Annotated in this window: 17 protein-coding genes; 5 read left to right on the top strand and 12 right to left on the bottom strand. The window is 71.7% G+C overall.

What is annotated here, in order from left to right; all coding sequences use genetic code 11:
* Positions 1-19: 19 nt before the first annotated feature.
* From ACIA6A_RS39780 to ACIA6A_RS39790, 3 genes are all read right to left on the bottom strand, one after another.
* Complete coding sequence (locus ACIA6A_RS39780) at positions 20-706, bottom strand: response regulator (protein WP_396103326.1); 687 nt, start codon at positions 704-706, stop codon at positions 20-22.
* Positions 703-1,857, bottom strand: a complete 1,155-nt coding sequence (locus ACIA6A_RS39785) for a sensor histidine kinase (protein WP_396103328.1) — start codon at positions 1,855-1,857, stop codon at positions 703-705. Before ACIA6A_RS39785 ends, ACIA6A_RS39780 begins: the two co-directional genes overlap by 4 nt.
* 81 nt (positions 1,858-1,938) lie before the next feature.
* Positions 1,939-4,896, bottom strand: a complete 2,958-nt coding sequence (locus ACIA6A_RS39790; RefSeq protein ID WP_396103329.1) for a glycine--tRNA ligase — start codon at positions 4,894-4,896, stop codon at positions 1,939-1,941.
* Positions 4,897-4,931: 35 nt separating this feature from the next.
* Here ACIA6A_RS39790 and ACIA6A_RS39795 point away from each other — a divergent pair, with 35 nt between their 5' ends.
* A complete protein-coding gene (locus ACIA6A_RS39795) occupies positions 4,932-6,074 on the top strand; it encodes an acyl-CoA dehydrogenase family protein (RefSeq protein ID WP_396103330.1) in 1,143 nt (380 codons plus the stop codon).
* Between the two features lie 42 nt (positions 6,075-6,116).
* Here the strand turns inward: ACIA6A_RS39795 and ACIA6A_RS39800 are convergent, their stop codons facing one another.
* The 4 genes from ACIA6A_RS39800 to ACIA6A_RS39815 all read right to left on the bottom strand — a co-directional run bounded on the left by ACIA6A_RS39800 (position 6,117) and on the right by ACIA6A_RS39815 (position 8,596).
* Entirely contained in the window at positions 6,117-7,349 is a 1,233-nt protein-coding gene (locus ACIA6A_RS39800) for a protein kinase (protein ID WP_396103331.1), read from the bottom strand.
* Between the two features lie 32 nt (positions 7,350-7,381).
* The gene (locus tag ACIA6A_RS39805) at positions 7,382-7,837 is read right to left on the bottom strand and encodes a hypothetical protein (protein ID WP_396103332.1); all 456 of its coding nucleotides are present in this window, start codon (positions 7,835-7,837) and stop codon (positions 7,382-7,384) included.
* Positions 7,838-7,902: 65 nt separating this feature from the next.
* A complete protein-coding gene (locus ACIA6A_RS39810) occupies positions 7,903-8,475 on the bottom strand; it encodes a barstar family protein (protein ID WP_396103333.1) in 573 nt (190 codons plus the stop codon).
* Entirely contained in the window at positions 8,468-8,596 is a 129-nt protein-coding gene (locus ACIA6A_RS39815; RefSeq protein WP_396103334.1) for a hypothetical protein, read from the bottom strand. Before ACIA6A_RS39815 ends, ACIA6A_RS39810 begins: the two co-directional genes overlap by 8 nt.
* 55 nt (positions 8,597-8,651) lie before the next feature.
* On the opposite strand from ACIA6A_RS39815, the gene ACIA6A_RS39820 reads away from it, so the two are divergent.
* The gene (locus tag ACIA6A_RS39820) at positions 8,652-10,511 is read left to right on the top strand and encodes a phosphatase PAP2 family protein (RefSeq protein WP_396103335.1); all 1,860 of its coding nucleotides are present in this window, start codon (positions 8,652-8,654) and stop codon (positions 10,509-10,511) included.
* Between the two features lie 379 nt (positions 10,512-10,890).
* On the opposite strand, the gene ACIA6A_RS39825 is transcribed toward ACIA6A_RS39820, so the two are convergent.
* The 5 genes from ACIA6A_RS39825 to ACIA6A_RS39845 all read right to left on the bottom strand — a co-directional run bounded on the left by ACIA6A_RS39825 (position 10,891) and on the right by ACIA6A_RS39845 (position 14,184).
* On the bottom strand, positions 10,891-11,094 hold the full coding sequence (locus ACIA6A_RS39825; RefSeq protein WP_396103336.1) for a hypothetical protein: 204 nt from the start codon (positions 11,092-11,094) through the stop codon (positions 10,891-10,893).
* A 72-nt stretch (positions 11,095-11,166) separates the two neighbouring features.
* On the bottom strand, positions 11,167-11,505 hold the full coding sequence (locus ACIA6A_RS39830; protein ID WP_396103337.1) for a hypothetical protein: 339 nt from the start codon (positions 11,503-11,505) through the stop codon (positions 11,167-11,169).
* A 45-nt stretch (positions 11,506-11,550) separates the two neighbouring features.
* Positions 11,551-11,904 carry a hypothetical protein gene (locus tag ACIA6A_RS39835; RefSeq protein ID WP_396103338.1) on the bottom strand — a complete coding sequence of 118 codons (354 nt, stop codon included), beginning with the start codon at positions 11,902-11,904 and terminating at the stop codon, positions 11,551-11,553.
* A gap of 22 nt (positions 11,905-11,926) precedes the next feature.
* On the bottom strand, positions 11,927-13,432 hold the full coding sequence (gene glpK, locus ACIA6A_RS39840; RefSeq protein WP_396103339.1) for a glycerol kinase GlpK: 1,506 nt from the start codon (positions 13,430-13,432) through the stop codon (positions 11,927-11,929).
* Complete coding sequence (locus ACIA6A_RS39845; protein ID WP_396103340.1) at positions 13,429-14,184, bottom strand: IclR family transcriptional regulator; 756 nt, start codon at positions 14,182-14,184, stop codon at positions 13,429-13,431. The genes glpK (ACIA6A_RS39840) and ACIA6A_RS39845 overlap by 4 nt, the downstream gene beginning before the upstream one ends.
* Positions 14,185-14,290: 106 nt before the next feature.
* Here ACIA6A_RS39845 and ACIA6A_RS39850 point away from each other — a divergent pair, with 106 nt between their 5' ends.
* From ACIA6A_RS39850 to ACIA6A_RS39860, 3 genes are read left to right on the top strand one after another with little or no spacing between them, the layout of a single operon-like run.
* Positions 14,291-15,136, top strand: a complete 846-nt coding sequence (locus ACIA6A_RS39850; RefSeq protein ID WP_396103341.1) for an MIP/aquaporin family protein — start codon at positions 14,291-14,293, stop codon at positions 15,134-15,136.
* Positions 15,129-16,646: a glycerol kinase GlpK gene (gene glpK / locus ACIA6A_RS39855; protein ID WP_396103342.1), complete on the top strand. Its 1,518-nt coding sequence runs from the start codon at positions 15,129-15,131 to the stop codon at positions 16,644-16,646. Before ACIA6A_RS39850 ends, glpK (ACIA6A_RS39855) begins: the two co-directional genes overlap by 8 nt.
* Positions 16,639-18,345, top strand: coding sequence for a glycerol-3-phosphate dehydrogenase/oxidase (locus ACIA6A_RS39860; protein WP_396103343.1), 1,707 nt, complete (start codon positions 16,639-16,641; stop codon positions 18,343-18,345). The genes glpK (ACIA6A_RS39855) and ACIA6A_RS39860 overlap by 8 nt, the downstream gene beginning before the upstream one ends.
* Positions 18,346-18,520 lie beyond the last annotated feature (175 nt).

Genomic DNA, 18,520 nt, shown 5'->3' on the forward strand with positions numbered 1-18,520 from the left:
CCCGGAGCAGCGATGCGGACTACTTCAGCGGCGGTAGCACGTCGCCGGGCCGGACCAGGCCGTTCTGGTACGCGAGGACGACGAGCTGGGCGCGGTCGCGGGCCCCGAGCTTGGCCATCGCGTGGTTGACGTGGGTCTTCGCGGTCAGCGGCGAGACGAACAGCCGCTCGGCGATGGCATCGTTGGACAGTCCGTGCGCGGCCAGCACGGCGACCTCGCGCTCGCGGTCGGTGAGCAGCCCGAACGCGGCCGCCGGGGTCGGTACGTCCTCGTGCTGGCGGTCGCGGACGTGACTGATGAGCTCCCGGGTCGCCTGCGCTGACAGCAGCGCGTCACCGGCGGCGACGGTCCGCACCGCGTCGATCAGCTCCTGCGGGGCGAAGTTCTTGCCGAGGAACCCGCTCGCGCCGGCCCGCAGCGCGAGCAGCACGTTGTCGTCGTTCTCGAACGTGGTCAGCACCAGGATCCGGACCCCGGCGAGGTCCTCGTCCGCGGCGATCCGGCGGGTCGCCTCGATGCCGTCGGTCCCGGGCATCCGCACGTCCATGAGCACGACGTCGGCGCGGGTACGCCGGGCCAGGTCCACCGCCTCCCGGCCGTCGACCGCCTCGCCCACCACCTCGATGTCGTCCTCGACCTCCAGGATCTGCCGGTAACCGGCCCGGATGAGCGCCTGGTCGTCGGCGAGCAGGACACGGATCGTCATGCGGGGTCCTCCGGGCGGGAGACGGTCGGGACGGGCAGTTCGGCGTGCACACAGAACCGGCCGTCGGGGGTGGCCCGGGTGGTCAGCGTGCCGTGGGTGGCGGCGACCCGCTCGGTCATGCCGAGGATGCCGAACCCGGAGCGGGTCGGTGCCCGGGTGTCCGCGACCGCGTTGACCACGTCGATGCTCAGCGTGTCCGGGCCGTACCCGATGACGAGCTCGGCGCTGCCGGTGCCGTACTTGTGCGCGTTGGTCAGGGCTTCCTGCACGATCCGGTACGCCGCGAGGTCCACCACCGCGGGCAGGTCCCGGGCGTCGCCGTCCTGCCGGTGCCGCACCTCGAGCCCCGCCGCGGTCAGCGACGTGACCAGCGCCGGGAGGCGGTCCAGGCCGGAGATCGGTTCGGTGCCGAAATCGGGGTCGTCGTCCTGGCGCAGCACCCCGACGATCGAGGCGAGCTCGCCGAGCACGGTGTCGCAGGCGTCGTGGATGTGTCCCAGCGCCGGCCGCACCCCCTCGGGACGGCGGTCGAGCAGGTGGTTCGCCACGCCGGTCTGCACGTTGATGACGGCGATGTGGTGGGCGACCACGTCGTGCAGCTCCCGGGCGATCCGCAGCCGTTCCTGGATCACCCGGCGCTGGGCCTCCTCGTCACGGTCCTGCTCGGCGCGGCGGGCCCGTTCCTCGACCGCGGCGATGTACGCGCGGCGGCTGCGGGTGGCGTCCCCGATCGCGGTCACCATGCCGAGGAACGCGATGACACCGAAGCTCTCCGAGCTCAGCAGCCTCGCGTGGGCGCCCAGTGCGTCCGCGAGATACATCAGCAGCGTGGAGCCGCCGGCGACCAGCCAGGTGGTCCGCCGGCCGGCCAGCGTCGCCAGCCGGTAGGCGACCACCGCGACGGCCAGCAGCAGCAACGGCTGCTGCTCGGCGGTGACCTGGACGACCACCGCGGACACCACCGCCGTGACGACGGTCACCACGACCGGCCACAGGCTGCGCAGGGTGACCGCGACGAACGCGATGGCCGAGACGAGCGCGGTGGTCCAGGTCGGTTCCCACGCCGTGCCGACCCCCGGCACGACCATGACGCCGGCCAGGATCGCGTCGGCCCGCACGGGATGCCGGCGCGTCACTCCCCGCCACCACATGATCATCACGGTAGTCCCCGGCGCCGGTGGGCACCTCGTCCAGGCGTGGTAGCCGCGGCTACCACGCCTGGAGCGGACGCGTCAGAGACGCAGCTGCGGCCAGTCGAGCAGGCCGTCGCCGAGATCACGGACGGTGGCCAGCAGACCGAGACGGGCCGCCCGGACGGTACGGTCCTCGTCCATCACGAAGACGTCGTCGAAGAAGCGGTGCACCGGCGCGGTGACCGGGGCCGCCAGCGCCGTGAACAGCCCCAGGTCGGGGGCGCCCTCGAGCTTGGCCCGCACCGCCACGACGGCCTCGTGCAGGGCCAGCTCGGCCGGCTCCTTCAGCGCCGTGGCGTCGTACGTGGCCGGGGTGCCCTCCGGGACGATCCGCCGGGCCCGCTGGATGGCCTCGGCGAGGTCGCGGAAGTCCTTGTCCGTGACGAGCCGGCCGAGCCTGGCCAGCAGCTTGTCGGCGACCGACGGGCGGGCCGCGTGCGGCAGGACCGCGCGGACCCGGTCGACCGGATGACCCTCCTCGGTGAAGGCCTGCTCGAGACGGCGGGTCAGGAACTCGCGGATGTCGGCCAGGACGGCCTGCGTGACCTCGACCGGCTGCAACGACGCGGCCCAGGTCAGACCGTCGAACAGGCTGAGTGCGGCCAGGTCCGGGTGGTGCCGGTGGACCGCGAGCAGGCCCAGGACGGCCCGGCGGACCGCGAACGGGTCGCTGCTGCCGGTCGGCAGGCCCACCGTCGCCGCGAGGCCCGCGACCAGGTCCAGGCGGTCGGCCATGGACAGCAGCGCGCCGGGTACGGACCCGGGCAGCTCACCGCCGGCACCGCGGGGCAGCTCGGTCTCGTAGACGGCGCGGGCGACCGCCTCGGACTCGCCCGCGTTGAGGGCGTAGTCGCGGGCCATGACCCCGGCCAGGCTGGTCATCTCGGTGACGAGCTGGGAGCCCAGGTCGAACTTGACCAGGTCACCGGCGCGGTCGGCGACCCGGGCGTCGGCCCCTTCCACCCCGGCGGCCGGGGCCAGCTGGGCGGTCAGTGAGTCGATGCGGTCCGCGCGGTCGGCCATCGAGCCGAGCTTGTCGGTGAACGTGAGGCGCTGCAGCTTGTCGCGCATGTCGGCGACCGGGGTGCCCCGGTCGGCCCGGTAGAAGAACGCCGCGTCCTCGTAACGGGCCCGCAGCACCGCCTCGTTGCCGGAGCGCACCAGGTCGACGTCGACCGGGCCGTTCGCCACGGTGATGAACATGGGGAGCAGTGCGCCGTGCTCACCGCGTACCGGAAGGTATCTCTGGTGTTTGCGCATGACCGTGGTCAGGACCTCGGCCGGCAGCTCCAGATAGCGTTCGTCGAAGCGGCCCAGCAGCGGGGTCGGCTGTTCCACCAGGTAGCTGATCTGGTCGATCAGAGCGCTCTCGCCGGAGACGTCGACGCTGCCCTCACCGTAGGCGAGTTCCTGGGCGCCGGAGACGATCAGCTCGCGCCGGTCGTCGGGGTCGGCCACGATGCCGTTGATCGCGATGGTCTCCATGAACGTCTCCGCCGACGCGACGCTGAGCACCGGCTCGGCGGCGGTGCGCAGCACCCGGGTCTCCCGGCCGGAGGTGAGCGCGCCCACCGCGACCGGCACGACGTCGTCGCCCCACAGCGCGACCAGCCAGCGGATCGGCCGGGTGAACGACAGCTTGGGGTCGTTCCAGCGCATGTTCTTGGCCGCGCGCAGGCCGCCGACGGTCTTCGCGAGCAGCGGTCCGAGCACGGCCGCCGCGGTGCCGCCGGCGACATGCTTGCTGACCACCAGATGGGGTACGCCGTTGACGTCGGCGGTCTCCAGCGACTCCAGGGCCACGCCCTGGGAGCGCGCGAAGCCCTCTTTCGCCTTGTCCGGGGCGGTGGTCTTCGGTCCCTTGACGGTCTGGGTGTAGTCCTGCTCGCGGGCGGCCACGTCGGTGACCACCGCGATCAGGCGCCGCGGTGTGGCGTGCACCCGCAGGTCGCCGTGCGCCAGGCGGGTCTGCGCGAGCTGGGCGGTCAGCTCCTTCAGCAGATGGGTACGGGCGGAGCGCGCCTCGGACGGCGGCAGCTCCTCGGTACCGATCTCGACCACGAGCGTGCGGGGCGTGTCGCCGTGCGCGTCCGTGGGTGCGGCGGCGATCGCCTCGGGCAGCGGCTCGGACAGGCCCAGCGGGTGGCCCTCCTCGTCGCGGCGGGCCACCCAGAGCTTGGCGACCTCCCCGGCGAGCCGGCGCATCCGGGCGAACTCGGCGGCCCGGTCGGCGGTGGAGACGGCACCCCGGGAGTCGAGCACGTTGAACGCGTGGGAGCACTTGAGCACGTACGTGTGGGCGGGCACCGGCAGTCCGGCGTCGATCAGGCGCTGGGCCTCGGCGGCGTACAGCTCGAGCAGCTCCCGGTTGACCGCGACGTCGGCGTCGTCGAGGTAGTAACGGGACATCTCGTACTCGCCCTGGCCGAACACCTCGCCGTAGCTGACACCCTTGGCGTACTCGATGTCCTTGAAGTGGGTGACGCCCTGCAACGCCATGATGATGCGCTCGATGCCGTACGTGATCTCCACGCTGACCGGGTCGAGGTTGATGCCGCCGGCCTGCTGGAAGTACGTGAACTGGGTGATCTCCAGCCCGTCGAGCCAGACCTCCCAGCCCAGCCCCCACGCGCCCATCGCCGGCGCGGCCCAGTTGTCCTCGACGAAGCGCACGTCGTGCGCGGCCACGTCGATGCCGAGCGCGGCGAGACTGCCCAGGTAGAGCTCCTGCGAGTTGCCCGGGTCGGGCTTGAGGATCACCTGCAGCTGGGTGTGGGTCTGGAGCCGGTTCGGGTTCTCGCCGTAACGGGAGTCGTCGGGCCGCACGGACGGCTCCGGATAGACCACGCGCCACGGCTCCGGGCCCAGCACCCGCAGGAAGGTGGCGGGGTTGAGGGTGCCGGCACCGACCTCGGTGTTCATCGGCTGGACGACCAGACAACCCTGGTCGGTCCAGTACGCGGTGAGCCGGGCGAGCGCGTCCTGCATGGTGAGCATGGAATCGAAGTCTAGTAAGAGGGTAAGACGCTCCCATGCTCATGGGTGACCTCTACCGATTCCAGGACCTGCTCTCCCCCGACGAGGCCGGTGTCGTCGCACGCGTCAGGGACTTCCTGACCACGCAGGTGACGCCGCTCGCGAACGACTACTGGGCCCGCGCCGAGTTCCCGTTCGAGCTGGTCAAAGGCTTCGCCGACCTGGGGATCGCGGGCGCGCCGCAGTCGAATCTGCTGTCCGGCTGGCTCGCGCTGGAGATGGCCCGCGCCGACGCTTCGATGGCCACGTTCTACGGCGTGCACGCCGGCCTGGCCATGGGCAGCATCACCACCTGCGGCTCCCCCGAGCAGCAGGAACGGTGGCTGCCGGCGATGCGCACGTTCGAGCAGATCGGCGCGTTCGCGCTGACCGAACCGACCGGCGGCTCCGACGTCGCGGCCGGCCTGCGCACCACGGCCCGCCAGGACGGCGACACCTGGGTGCTCAACGGCGCGAAGCGCTGGATCGGCAACGCGACGTTCGCCGACCTCACCGTGGTCTGGGCCCGCGACCTCGCCGACGACCAGGTCAAGGGCTTCGTCGTGGAGAAGGACACCCCCGGTTTCACCGCCACGAAGATCGAGAACAAGATCGCGCTGCGGATCGTCCAGAACGCCGACATCACGCTCACGGACTGCGTCGTCCCGGCCGCGAACCGGCTCGGGAACGCGCGCACGTTCAAGGACACGTCGAAGGTGCTGCGGGCCACCCGCAGCGGGGTGGCCTGGGAGGCGGTCGGGGTGATGCTCGCCGCGTACGAGATCGCCCTCGACTACGCCAAGGAACGCGAGCAGTTCGGTCGCCCGATCGGCAAGTTCCAGCTGGTCCAGGACCTTCTGGTACGGATGCTGGGCAACGTGACCGGCGCGCTGGGCATGTGTGTGCGCCTGGCCCAGCTCCAGGACGCCGGCGAGTTCAAGGACGAGCACTCGGCGCTGGCCAAGGCGTACACGACAACCCGGATGCGCGAGGTGGTCGGCTGGGCCCGCGAGATCCTGGCCGGCAACGGCATCGTCCTCGACTACGACATCGGCCGCTACGTCGCCGACGCCGAGGCGCTCTACTCGTACGAGGGCACCCGCGAGATCAACACCATGATCGTCGGCCGCGCGGTGACCGGGCTGAGCGCGTTCATCTGACCGTTACCGGTCTCCGCTACCGGTCTCCGCTACCGGTCTCCGCTACTTGTTGTAGCGGCGTCGCTCCGCCCGGATGATGCTCCTGACGCCGGACGCGAGCAGGGTCACCCCCACCACACCAGGGGTGTAGTCCGGGACGACCCAGGCCGCGGCGAAGCCCAGCACACCGGCCGGGGCGCAGAACAGCGCGGCCCGGCCCAGCCCCCGGCCGCTCGCCCGCAGACCGCGCTCGATCGGGCCGTACCGGATCGGCGGTCTGTGCTCCGGCGGCACCGCGACACGGTCCTCCTGCGGGAGGTCGGCGACGGCGTTGCCCAGGGTGCGGTGGGTACGGGCGCCGAACGCCTGCCGCACCCGGCCGTCGTACTCGTCGAGGCCCAGATGCCCGTCGTGGACCGCCTGCTGCAGCACCCGGGCCGCGCCCTCCCGGTCGGTGTCCGACGCCGGCACCCCCGGGGCACCCGGGGTGACCAGCAGCCCCTGCACGAGCTGCGCCGCGGACGGACGGTCGGCCGGCTCCTTGCTCAGCGCCCGGGCCACCAGGTCGCGCAGCGGGCCGGACAGCGACCCGAGATCCGGCTCCCCGGTGAGGATCCGCGCCGCGGTCGCCGTCGGCGAACCGGACCCGAACGGCGAGCGCCCGGTCGCCGCGTACGCGATGACCGCACCCCACGCGAACACGTCCGCCGGAGCCCCCGCGTCCCGGGCCCGCCCGTCGAACCGCTCGGGCGCCATGTACTCGACCGTGCCGATCATCTGCCCGGTGTGAGTGTGCCGGGTCCCCTCCTCGAACGCGCGGGCGATGCCGAAATCGATGACCTTCGGACTGCCCAGCGCCAGCAGCACGTTGCCGGGCTTCAGGTCCCGGTGCACCACCCCGGCACCGTGGATCGCGGTCAGCGCCCCGGCCACCCCGAGCGCCAGCGCGTGCAGGTTCCCCGGCCGCATCGGCCCGTCGGCCCGCACGACCCGGCTCAGCGCCGGCCCGTCCACGAACTCGGTGACCAGGTAGGGCAGCTCACCGCGGACATCGGCGTCGAGCACCTCGGCCGTGCAGAACGCCGGCACCTGCCGGGCCCGCTCGATCTCCCGCTGGAACCGGCCCCGGAACTCCGGCTCCGCGGCGAACTCGGGCCGCACACACTTGACCGCGACCCGCCCGCCGCCCGGGGCCTCGGCCAGGTACACGGTGCCCATCCCGCCGGCGCCGAGGCGGCCGAGCAGCCGGTACGCACCGAGGACGGAGGGATCGACGGATCTCAGTGATTCCAGCACGGTGACAGATGCTAGTCCTCGCCCTCCGGCTCTCAGGCGGAGCACAACGCCGTCCACATCCCCAGATCGGGCATGCCACCCATGCTCTGCGACTCGCCGTCCCCGTCGACCACACCGACGTTGAGCTGCGGAAGATCGCTCGACTCGCAGCCCACCGTCGTGGAGAACTCGGTGACGGTCCGGCCCGGGACCGCACCGGTGGCGTCGGGGACGTCCTTCCCGGACACCCGCACCTCGGCCAGCCGGGCGTCACGGTGGCTGAAGTTCACGATCAGCCAGCGCAACCGCATCTGCTCACCGTCCGGGCGCACCTCGACCCCGGTCAGCGCCACCGCCCCACCCGCCGCGGCCTTCTCCCCGGCCCGGAACCCCACCGTCCAGCCACCCAGCGCGCCGGCCACCACCGCGGCAATGAGCAACACGGCGAGCCGGCCCCGGCGCCGGGCGGGTGCCGGCACGTCCTGCGCCGCATCGAGATCGATCTCCATGTCCGGAGGTTAGAGCGGCCCGGGCCGCGCCGGGCGGACTTCCACGAGCGTTCACACCCCGCCCGTCAGCCCGCGTTCGGATTGCTGGTCACCAGCAGGCGACCCACCGACTCGCTGACGACCAGCTGAGGTCGCGATCGCAGCCTGCGAGTGATCAGACCCGGATCGAACCGGTCCATCAGGAACACGAAGCGCAGCGGGTACGACTCCCGGCCGTTCGGCTCGTCGTCCGCGTCGAGCTGCAGGTTGGCCTGCCACGCCCCGTCGCACAGCACGTCGACGAGCAGCGCGAAGTGGTCGGTCACGACCACGACATCCGCGCTCTCGATCAGCACCAGGGAGGGCCAGGCCCCGTCGAAATGCGGGTGCAGATCACCGAGACAGTCGACCAGGGCGTCCCAGTTGTGCCCGAAATACGACGGAAACCGCAGCTCCCGGGCGAACTCCCGGAACAGCCGCCCCTTGTCCGTCAGGGCCTCGGCAGCAAGACGCACCACGACCCCACCGTCGCTGCCCGCACCGCCTCCGCCGTCTCCGCCGCCTTCGCTACCCCCGCCGTGGAACGACGCGTCATCGGAACGCGCGAAGATCACGAACGGCTCGCCGGGAACACTCAGATCGATGCCGTGATCACCCATCCCCGCAAGCTATCAGCGCCGTGCCCAGCGCCGTGCCCAGCGCCGCGCCCAGCGCCATGCCGGGCGCCATGCTGGGCGCCATGCCGGGCGCCGTGCCGGGCGCCGTTCGGCGAGCGTTCACACCCCGGCCGTACCCGTGTCGCCGAGCGGTCGCCGCGACTGACGATCTTGGCCGGGTGACCACCTCGCCCGCCCTGACCCGCCGTTCCCTGCTGCGCGCCGCCGTCGCCGCCTCCGCCGCCCCAGCCCTCGCAACACCAGCCCTCGCAACACCGGCCCTCGCAACACCGGCCCTCGCAACACCGGCCCTCGCAGCTCCGGCCTTCGCAGCTCCGGCCCTCGCGCCGTCGTTCGTCACGGATTACCGGACGAACGTGATGGCGAACCTGACGGCCGAGACCAACGCGGTCGTACGGATCCTGTCCGGCATGCAGCGCCTCTGGCACACCGGCTCCACCTGGGACACCGGCACCGTGCTCGACGAAGCCGTCCTGCGGGCGAACATCCGCTACTCCGTCAAGGTCACCCGCAACCGCACCCAGCAGCAGGCCGACCGGGCGTTCGTCCAGGACCGCCAGCACCAGAGCTACGCCGTGATCGCCGGCCTCGGCCCGCTCGCCGCCGCCTACAAGGCGCAGGCCCTCGCCGTCACCAGCATCACCACCGCCCCGGCGACCACCCCGGCGACCACGATCAGCGACACCGTCCCCGCGGGCGCGCCGGCCGGTTCCGCGGTGGGCGCCGGCTCACCGGACTCGGCGACGCTCGGCGCGGTGGTCACGCTGGTGAACACGGTGCGGGGCCCGTTCGCGTCGGGCAACCCGGCCAAGGCGGCGTTCCAGTACCCGCGCCCCTGGCGGATGAACAACCGCAGCGAGGTCGTCCCCACCGGTGAGGTCGACGCGCTCGGCTACCCGGTCTACGACTCCGAGGTCAGCGTCGTCCCCACGCTGCTGCGCCAGCGCAGCCTCACCCCGGCCGACGACGGCGGTTTCCCCAGCGGCCACACGAACGCTTTCCACCTGGCCGCGCTGGCTTTCGCGTACGCGTTCCCGGAGCGCTTCCAGGAGCTGGTCACCGCCGCCTTCGACCTGAGCGACACCCGGATCATCGCGGGCATGCACTCAGCCGTGGACGTGATCGGCGGCCGCATCATGGCGACAGCCCTGGCCGCGGCGGCCCTCAACGACCCGGCCAACGCCGACCTCAAGGCCGCGGCCCGCGAACAGGCCCGGCAGCTCCAGCGCAAAGATACCCCCACCGCTGTCGCCGACGCGTACGCGGACCGCCGCGCCAATCGCCGCAAAGTCGAGTCTCGACTCACGTACGGTCTGCCCCGCGGTCGCGCAGCCACGGCGATGACCGTCCCGCAGGGCGCCGAAGTGCTGCTGGAGACACGCCAGCCGTACCTGACCGCGGCCCAGCGCCGCGAGGTCCTGCGCACCACGGCCCTGCCGGCCGGCTACCCGCTGCTCGACGGCCCGGAGAACTGGGGCCGCCTCGACCTGTTCGCCGCGGCCGACGGCTACGGCGCATTCGACCGCGACGTGCACGTCACGATGGACGGCACCACCACGGACACCTGGCGCAACGACATCGGCGGCCGCGGCGGGCTGGTCAAGGCCGGAGCCGGCACCCTCGTCCTGGACGGCACCAACAGCTACCGGGGTGGCACGACCGTGACCGCCGGTATCCTGAGTGCCGACTCACGTACCGCCCTCGGCACCGGCCCGGTCATGCTCACCGGCGGCACGCTGCGCACGGCGACCACCCTGCACCTGCACGGCGACTACCGCCAACAGGGCGGCACCCTGGCCCCGGCCGGCCCGATCACCGTCGACGGCACCGCCGTACTCGGCCACGGCAGCGCCCTGGAGATCAAGGCCCCGTCAGCGCGCACCGGCACCGTGATCCAGATTCTGACCGCGCACCGTGTCACCGGCCGCTTCACCCACGTGACCGTGACCACCCCGGGCTACCGCGCCGAGGCCCACTACACCCGCACCGGCGTCGCGGTAGTCCTGCGCCGGGCCTGAGAATCGGGGAAACCCATCACCGCGAGCCGCGACAGACCACCGGTGGATGAGGGCGAACGGTTGCGCACGAGTGCGTGGACCTCGACGGAAGAGCGCAAGCAGATGGACGCGGGCAGGCGGGTGAACGCAGGCGGCCGAGCGCAGGCGCGAGCGGCCGAGCGCAGGCGCGAGCGGCCGAGCGCAGGCGCGAGCGGCCGAGCGCAGGCGGACGAGCCTAGGCGGACGAGCCCAGGCGGACGAGCCCAGGCGGACGAGCCCAGGCGGACGAGCCCAGGCGGACGAGCCCAGGCGGACGAGCCCAGGCGGACGAGGACGGGCCAGGGCGGAAGGCCGCGAGTGGATGAACGCGGCCCGGGGCGGTGGGCCGGGGCGACCCGGGTCAGCGGCCGAACGAGAACCGGCGCTGCTTCTTCTGCCGGCCGAAACGGCCTTGCAGGGTGTCCGCGCCCTTGCGCAGCATCCGGGTGCCCCGGCTCGGGCCGCGCCGGGCCTCGACCGCGTCGCTGAGCTTGCGGGCGCCGAACGCCGCGAGCGGGATCGCGACCGCCATGATGACGTAACGCCTGATTAGGTTGAACAACATGCCGAGCTCCTGATGGAAGTCCGGGACGAGCCTGGTGCCGTCCTGCACTGTCCGTACCCAACCCGCCCGGAATCAGTCATCGTCACCGGGCGGCAGGACACCCAGCTCCGCGAGATAGTCGCGGTCCTGGTCGTCCAGGCCCTCGGGAGGACGCCTGAAAAGTGGGGCAATTGCCGCAGCGTCCGGCACGGACCAGCCACTGATCTCGCCGATGGCGTGCAGTTGCGCTTCACGCGCCCGGTCCGACGGTTCGATCGACGCCATGAGGGCCAGAAGCCGGTATACCGTGCCCGCCTCCTGGTCGTCGAAGAATCGCGCCCAGTCACTCGCGTGCTCCGCGCCGGCTTCGCGCTCTGCGGCATCCGCTGACACGATTGTGCGGGCCAACCCGGCCAGGTCCTCACCACGCATGGTGGACAACCTACGGGCCCGCGGACGACGAGGTCCACGGCAATTTCAGCGGCCGGCGGTGTGGGCGAGCCAGTGCAGCAGCTGGTCCTGCTGGGTCCTGCTCGCCTTCGGGAGCCGGGCGAACCGGCCGGTCTCCACCTCCAGCCGGTCGTAGCTGAGGTGGGGCCGGTCCGCCTCGAGGTCGACCGCGACGACCCGGCAGATCCAGGCTTGTTCCGGCGTGGTGTGCACGGCCGTCGGGATGAGGAAGTACGTGAGCCGGTCCTCGAGTTCGACGGACCGGGCCTGCCGGCTGAACCGTGGCTGCGCGTAGGCGATCAGCGAGCTGAGCTGCCCGGCTGACACCGCCTTGACGCGGCGGGGCACCGGCCGGCCCCACCAGGATCGGATCATCGGCATACCGACGATGATGGTGCCGGCGTCAAGCGGGCTGGATCCAGTCGAAGGTGCGTTCGACGGCCCGGCGCCAGTTGCCGTATTCGGTGGTGCGGACGCCGGGGTCCATGGACGGGAGCCACTGGGCGGCCCGGTGCCAGTTGTGGCGCAGGTCCTCCAGGTCCGGCCAGTAGCCCACCGCCAGGCCGGCCGCGTAGGCGGCGCCCAGGGACACCGTCTCGGAGGCCAGCGGCCGCACCACCGGGACGTCGAGCACGTCCGCCACGTACTGCATGAGCAGGTTGTCCGCGGTCATGCCGCCGTCGACCTTGAGCGTCTTCAGGGTGAGGCCGGAGTTGACGTTCATGGCGTCGACCACCTCGCGGGTCTGCCAGGCCGTCGCCTCGAGGACCGCGCGGGCCAGGTGGCCCTTGGTGATGTACGAGGTCAGCCCCACGATCACACCGCGGGCCTCGGATCGCCAGTGCGGTGCGTACAGGCCGGAGAACGCGGGGACGATGTAGCAGCCGCCGTTGTCCTTGACCGTGCGGGCGAGGGTTTCGATCTCCGGCGCGCTGGCGATCAGTTCGAGCTGGTCGCGGAACCATTGGACCAGTGATCCGGTGATGGCTATCGAGCCTTCCAGCGCATACTGCGCCAGCTCCCCCTCCAGCTGGTAGGCCACGGTACTGAGCAGGCCATTTGTGGACCGTACGAGATCGTTCCCGGTGTTGAGGAGCAGGAAGCTGCCGGTCCCGTACGTGCATTTCGCCTCACCCGGGGTGAAGCAGGTCTGGCCGAACAGAGCCGCCTGCTGGTCGCCGAGCGCGGCCCCGATGCGTACCCCGGGGAAAGCCGCCACCGCAGTCCCGAGAGTCCCCACCGACGGTCTGACCTCGGGCAGCATGGCCCGGGGGATGCCGAAGAACGCGAGTGAATCGGCGGACCAGTCGAGGGTGTGCACGTCGAGCAGGTTGGTGCGGCTGGCGTTGGTGACGTCCGTGACGTGCAGGCCTCCGGTGAGGTTCCAGATCAGCCACGTCTCCATCGTGCCGAACAGGATCTCGCCGCGTTCCGCGCGTTCCTGCAGGCCGGGCGTGTGGTCCAGCATCCAGCGCAGGCGCGGGCCGGAGAAGTACGTCGCGATCGGCAGCGCGGAGCGTTCCTGCACCGCCTCGGCGCCGGGTTTCCCGAGCAGGGCCGAGACCAGCGCATCGGTACGGGTGTCCTGCCACACCAGGGCCCGGCCCAGGGGTACGCCGGTGCGGCGGTCCCACAGCACCGTGGTCTCCCGCTGGTTGGCGATACCGACGACCGCGACCTGTTCGAGGGTGATGCCGGCCCGGCTGAGGGCCAGGGGCGCGAGGCGTTCCACGTTGCGCCAGATCTCGGCGGCGTCGTGCTCGACCCAGCCGGGCTTGGGGAAGTACTGCTTGTGTTCCTGCTGGGCGTGGGAGACGAGTTGTCCCCGCCGGTCGAAGACGATGCATCGGGTCGACGTGGTGCCCTGGTCGATCGCGACGACGTAGCGGGCCGTCCCGGAGTGGCTCATCGGGCGGCGCCGAGGTCGCGGGAGATGGCGCGGGCGGCGTCGCGGACGTAGCCGACCAGCCGGGGCAGTGGCCGGTAGCGGGTGTCGCAGAGGCGTTCGACGAGGCCGGAGACCCCGATCGCGCCGACGACCAGGCCGCCGTAGCCCCGGATCGGGGACGCGATGGCGGCCTGGCCGACGGTGTGTTCCTCGATGTCGGCGGCCCAGCCCGCGTCGCGGACCCCGGCCAGGTCGGTGGCGAGCTGGGCGGGCGAGTCCACGGTCCGGCGGGTGAATCTCTCCAGCGGGGGTACGGGCCCCGGCGCCACCCGGTAGGCGAGCAGCACCTTGCCCAGCGCGGTGGCGTGCAGCGGCAGCAGCGTGCCGATGTCGAGGGTCTGGAACGTGTCGTCGGGCCGGAACACGTGGTGCACCACCAGTACCTTCCCCTCCAGGACGGTGCCGATCCGCACGGCCTCGCCGGAGCGGGCGGCCAGCGGGTCCGCCCAGTTGATCGACCGGGACCGCAGCTCGTTGATGTCGAGGTAACTGGTGCCGAGGTGCAGCAGCGCCGCCCCCAGCTGGTAGTGGCCCGACGAGCGGTCCTGCTCGACGAAGCCGACGCCCTGCAGCGTGCGCAGGATGCCGTGGACCGTCCCCTTCGCCAGGTCGAGCGACCGGGCGATCTCCGCGAGCCCGACGTGGCCGGGACCGCCGGCGAGCATCCGCAGGATCGCGGCGGCTCTCTCGATCGACTGCACCGTTCCGGGCACGTTACGGATGTTATGCCTTCTGGTTACGGACCGATAGCTTTCGATGTTCGACAATGTCGAACGGCGTTCATTGCCCGCCGCCGCGACCGGTGAAAAGTTCGGTGGCATGGCAGCACGATGGAAAGTCCCCGGAGGACTCGCGGGAGAGCTGGCCGCGGAGTTCGCCGGAACCATGATCCTCATCCTCTTCGGCGTCGGTGTCGTCGCGCAGGTCGCGGGCGGCGGCATCGGTGACCACGACAGCATCGCCTGGGCCTGGGGGCTGGGCGTCATGCTCGGCGTCTACGTCGCCGGGCGGATCAGTGGCGCCCATCTCAACCCCGCGGTCACCATCGCCCTCGCCGCCTTCAAGGGCTTCGAGTGGCGCAAGGTGCTCCCCTACTCCCTCGCGCAGCTCCTCGGCGCGTTCGTCGCCGCGCTGATCGTGCGGTGGAACTACAGCGAGGTCCTGCACGCGGCCGACCCCGGCCTCACCATCAAGACCCAGGGCGTCTTCTCGACCCTGCCGGGCAACGGCACGCTCCCGGTCGGCGAATGGGGGGCCTTCCGCGACCAGATCATCGGTACGGCCATCCTGCTCTTCCTGCTGATGGCCATCACGGACGCGGCCGGCACTCCCCCGGCGGCCAACCTCGCCCCGGTCGTCGTCGGCCTGCTCATCGTCGGCATCGGCATGGCGTGGGGCACGAACGCCGGGTACGCGATCAACCCCGCGCGTGACCTCGGGCCCCGCCTCGCAAGCTTCTTCACCGGCTACGGCGGGGCGTTCCGAGATCAGACCGGGTACCTGTATTTCTGGATACCGATCGTGGCACCTATCCTCGGCGGGCTTCTCGGCGCCGGGTTGTACAAGGCGCTCATCGGGCGGTACCTGCCCGACGAGAGCCCTCAGGAGCCGGGGCAGATCCCGGCCGGGGAACCGCAACAGACTGTGGAGGCACGCCGTGGCTGACTTCGTCGGCGCAGTGGACCAGGGCACCACCAGCACCCGCTTCATGATCTTCGATCACGGTGGCAACGAGGTGGCCCGGCATCAGCTCGAGCACGAGCAGATCCTGCCGCAGGCCGGCTGGGTGGAGCACAACCCCATCGAGATCGCGGAACGTACGACCGCCGTGATCCGCACCGCGATGCAGAAGGCGAACCTGGAGGCGCGTGACCTGGCCGCGCTGGGCATCACGAACCAGCGCGAGACCACGGTGGTGTGGGACCGGCGCACCGGGCGGCCGTACTACAACGCGATCGTGTGGCAGGACACCCGTACCGATCGGATCGCCTCCGCCCTGGACCGGGACGGTCGTGGTGACGTGATCCGGCGCAAGGCGGGCCTGCCGCCGGCGACCTACTTCTCCGGCGGCAAGATCCAGTGGATCCTGGAGAACGTCGACGGGGTCCGTGCCGCGGCCGAGCGCGGCGACGCGATCTTCGGCAACACCGACAGCTGGCTGCTGTGGCACATGACCGGCGGCGTCGACGGCGGCAACCACATCACCGATGTGACCAACGCCAGCCGCACGATGCTGATGAATCTCGAGACGCTGGACTGGGACGACGAGCTGCTCGGGTTCTTCGACATCCCGCGGCAGATGCTGCCCGAGATCCGCCCGTCGTCGGACCCGAACACCTACGGCGTGGCGCGCTGGCCGGGCCCGCTGGGCGGGGAGGTCCCGCTCACCGGTGACCTCGGCGACCAGCAGGCCGCCACGGTCGGCCAGGTCTGCTTCAACCCCGGCGAGGCCAAGAACACCTACGGTACGGGCAACTTCATGCTGCTCAACACCGGTACGGAGCTCGTCCGCTCGGAACATGGCCTGCTCACGACGGTCGCGTACAAGTTCGGTGACGCGGCTCCCGTGTACGCGCTCGAGGGCTCGATCGCGGTCACCGGCTCGGCCGTGCAGTGGTTGCGCGACCAGCTCCACGTGATCAACTCCGCGGAGGAGAGCGAGTCGCTCGCCGCGTCGGTCCCGGACAGCGGCGGCGTCTACTTCGTCCCGGCGTTCTCCGGCCTGTTCGCCCCGTACTGGCGCTCGGACGCCCGCGGCGCCATCGTCGGCCTGTCCCGCTTCAACACGTCCGCGCACCTGGCCCGGGCCACCCTCGAGTCGATCTGCTACCAGACCCGCGACGTCGTCGAGGCCATGGCGCAGGACTCCGGGGTCACGCTCGACGTGCTCAAGGTCGACGGCGGTATCACGGTCAACAACCTCTGCATGCAGACCCAGGCGGACGTGCTCGGCGTCCCGGTGAGCCGGCCGGTGGTCGCCGAGACGACCGCGCTCGGTGCCGCGTACGCCGCGGGCCTGGCCGTCGGTTTCTGGAAGTCGACCGACGAGCTGCGCGACAACTGGAACGAGTCCCAGCGCTGGCAGCCGGCATGGACGCAGGAACAGCGGGAAGACGGGTACGGACGGTGGAAGAAGGCCGTCGAGCGCACTCTCGATTGGGTGGACGTTGACTGACATCGCACTCTCCCCTCAGACCCGTGCCACCGCCCTCGCCGCACTGGAACGCGAAGAGGTCGACGTACTGGTCGTGGGCGGCGGCGTGGTGGGCGCGGGATGCGCCCTCGACGCCGTCACCCGCGGCCTGTCGGTCGGCCTGGTCGAGGCCCGCGACTTCGCGTCCGGCACCTCGAGCCGTTCCAGCAAACTGATCCACGGCGGCCTGCGCTACCTCGAGATGCTGGACTTCGCGTTGGTGCGCGAGGCCTTACGTGAGCGTGGACTCATCTTGCAGCGCCTCGCCCCGCACCTGGCCCGCCCGGTGCCGTTCCTCTACCCGCTCAAACACCGGTTCTGGGAGCGCCTGTACGCGGGCACCGGGGTCCAGCTCTACGACCTCATGGCCACGGCGAGCGGCGGCCTGCCCCGGCACCGCAACCTGTCCCGCCGCCAGGCCCTGCGCGTCTGCCCGGCTCTGAAGAAGGACTCCCTGGTCGGCGCGCTGCAGTACTGGGACGCCCAGGTCGACGACGCCCGGCACACCATGTTCCTGGCCCGCACCGCCGCGGCCTACGGCGCCCATGTCGCCAACCGCACCAAGGTCGTCGGTTTCCTGCGCGAGGGCGAACGGGTCACCGGTGTCCGCGTCCACGACCTCGAACACGACCGCACCTTCGAGATCCGCGCCCAGCAGGTCGTCAACGCGACCGGCGTCTGGACCGACGACACCCAGGCCCTCATCGGCGAACGCGGCCAGTTCCACGTCCGCGCGAGCAAAGGCATCCACCTGGTGGTGCCGAGGGACCGGATCCAGTCAAAAACAGGTCTGATCATGCGTACGGCCTCCAGCGTCCTGTTCGTGATCCCCTGGGGCCGCCACTGGATCATCGGCACCACGGACACCGACTGGTCCCTGGACAAGGCGCACCCGGCCGCGTCCAGCACCGACATCGACTACCTGCTGTCCCAGGTCAACCAGGCGCTGGCCACCCCGCTGGAACGCTCCGACGTCCAGGGCGTCTATGCCGGCCTGCGCCCCCTGCTGTCCGGCGAGAGCGACTCGACGTCCCAGCTGTCCCGCGAGCACACGGTCGGCAGCCCGGTCCCCGGCCTGGTGGTCGTCGCCGGCGGAAAATACACGACATACCGGGTGATGGCCCGCGACGCGATCGACGCCGCGGTCCACGGCCTCGGCCGCTCGGTCCCCCGCTCCTGCACCGAGCGGGTCCCCCTGCTCGGAGCCGAGGGCTACACCGCACTGTGGAACCGCCGCCGCGTCCTGGCCGAGGAATCCGGCCTGCACGTAGCCCGCGTCGAGCACCTGCTGGGCCGCTACGGCAGCCTCGTGCACGAGGTCCTCGCCCTGGTCCAGGCCGACCCCGACCTGGGCAAACCCCTGGAGGGAGCGGAGGACCACCTGCGCGCGGAGATCACCTACGCGGCGGCCCACGAGGGAGCCCGCCACATCGAGGACGCCCTCACCCGCCGGACCCGCATCTCCATCGAGACCTTCGACCGCGGCGTGGCGGCGGCCCCCATGGTCGCGGACCTGATGGGAGACATCCTCGACTGGTCCGAGGATCAGAGACAACGAGAGGTCGACAACTACCGCCTCCGGGTGGAAGCCGAACTGGCCTCCCAGGAACAACCCGACGACGAAACAGCCGACGCCACCCGCCTCGGCGCCCCGGACGTCCTCCCCCTGCAACTGAGCTGACCGACCGCGCCGGCCCACCCGGGCCGGCGCGGCCCCACCCCCACCGGCGCAGCCCCCCCCCCCCCCGCGCCGGCCCCCCCCCCCCCCGGCCGGCCCCCCCCCCCCCCCCCCCGGCCCCCCCCCCCCCCGCCCCCGCCCCCCCCCCCCCGCCCCCCCCCCCCCCCCCCCCCCGGCG

Origin of the sequence: Actinoplanes sp. NPDC051494, from assembly GCF_044454705.1 — a bacterium.
Classification (GTDB): Bacteria; Actinomycetota; Actinomycetes; order Mycobacteriales; family Micromonosporaceae; genus Actinoplanes.

Excerpts from the sequence above, each read along its gene's own strand:
- ACIA6A_RS39780 (WP_396103326.1), bottom strand. The coding sequence starts at position 706 with ATGACGATCCGTGTCCTGCTCGCCGACGACCAGGCGCTCATCCGGGCC.
- ACIA6A_RS39785 (WP_396103328.1), bottom strand. The coding sequence starts at position 1,857 with ATGTGGTGGCGGGGAGTGACGCGCCGGCATCCCGTGCGGGCCGACGCG.
- ACIA6A_RS39790 (WP_396103329.1), bottom strand. The coding sequence starts at position 4,896 with ATGCTCACCATGCAGGACGCGCTCGCCCGGCTCACCGCGTACTGGACC.
- ACIA6A_RS39795 (WP_396103330.1), top strand. The coding sequence starts at position 4,932 with ATGCTCATGGGTGACCTCTACCGATTCCAGGACCTGCTCTCCCCCGAC.
- ACIA6A_RS39805 (WP_396103332.1), bottom strand. The coding sequence starts at position 7,837 with ATGGAGATCGATCTCGATGCGGCGCAGGACGTGCCGGCACCCGCCCGG.
- ACIA6A_RS39810 (WP_396103333.1), bottom strand. The coding sequence starts at position 8,475 with ATGGGTGATCACGGCATCGATCTGAGTGTTCCCGGCGAGCCGTTCGTG.
- ACIA6A_RS39825 (WP_396103336.1), bottom strand. The coding sequence starts at position 11,094 with ATGTTGTTCAACCTAATCAGGCGTTACGTCATCATGGCGGTCGCGATC.
- ACIA6A_RS39830 (WP_396103337.1), bottom strand. The coding sequence starts at position 11,505 with ATGCGTGGTGAGGACCTGGCCGGGTTGGCCCGCACAATCGTGTCAGCG.
- ACIA6A_RS39835 (WP_396103338.1), bottom strand. The coding sequence starts at position 11,904 with ATGCCGATGATCCGATCCTGGTGGGGCCGGCCGGTGCCCCGCCGCGTC.
- glpK (WP_396103339.1), bottom strand. The coding sequence starts at position 13,432 with ATGAGCCACTCCGGGACGGCCCGCTACGTCGTCGCGATCGACCAGGGC.
- ACIA6A_RS39850 (WP_396103341.1), top strand. The coding sequence starts at position 14,291 with ATGGCAGCACGATGGAAAGTCCCCGGAGGACTCGCGGGAGAGCTGGCC.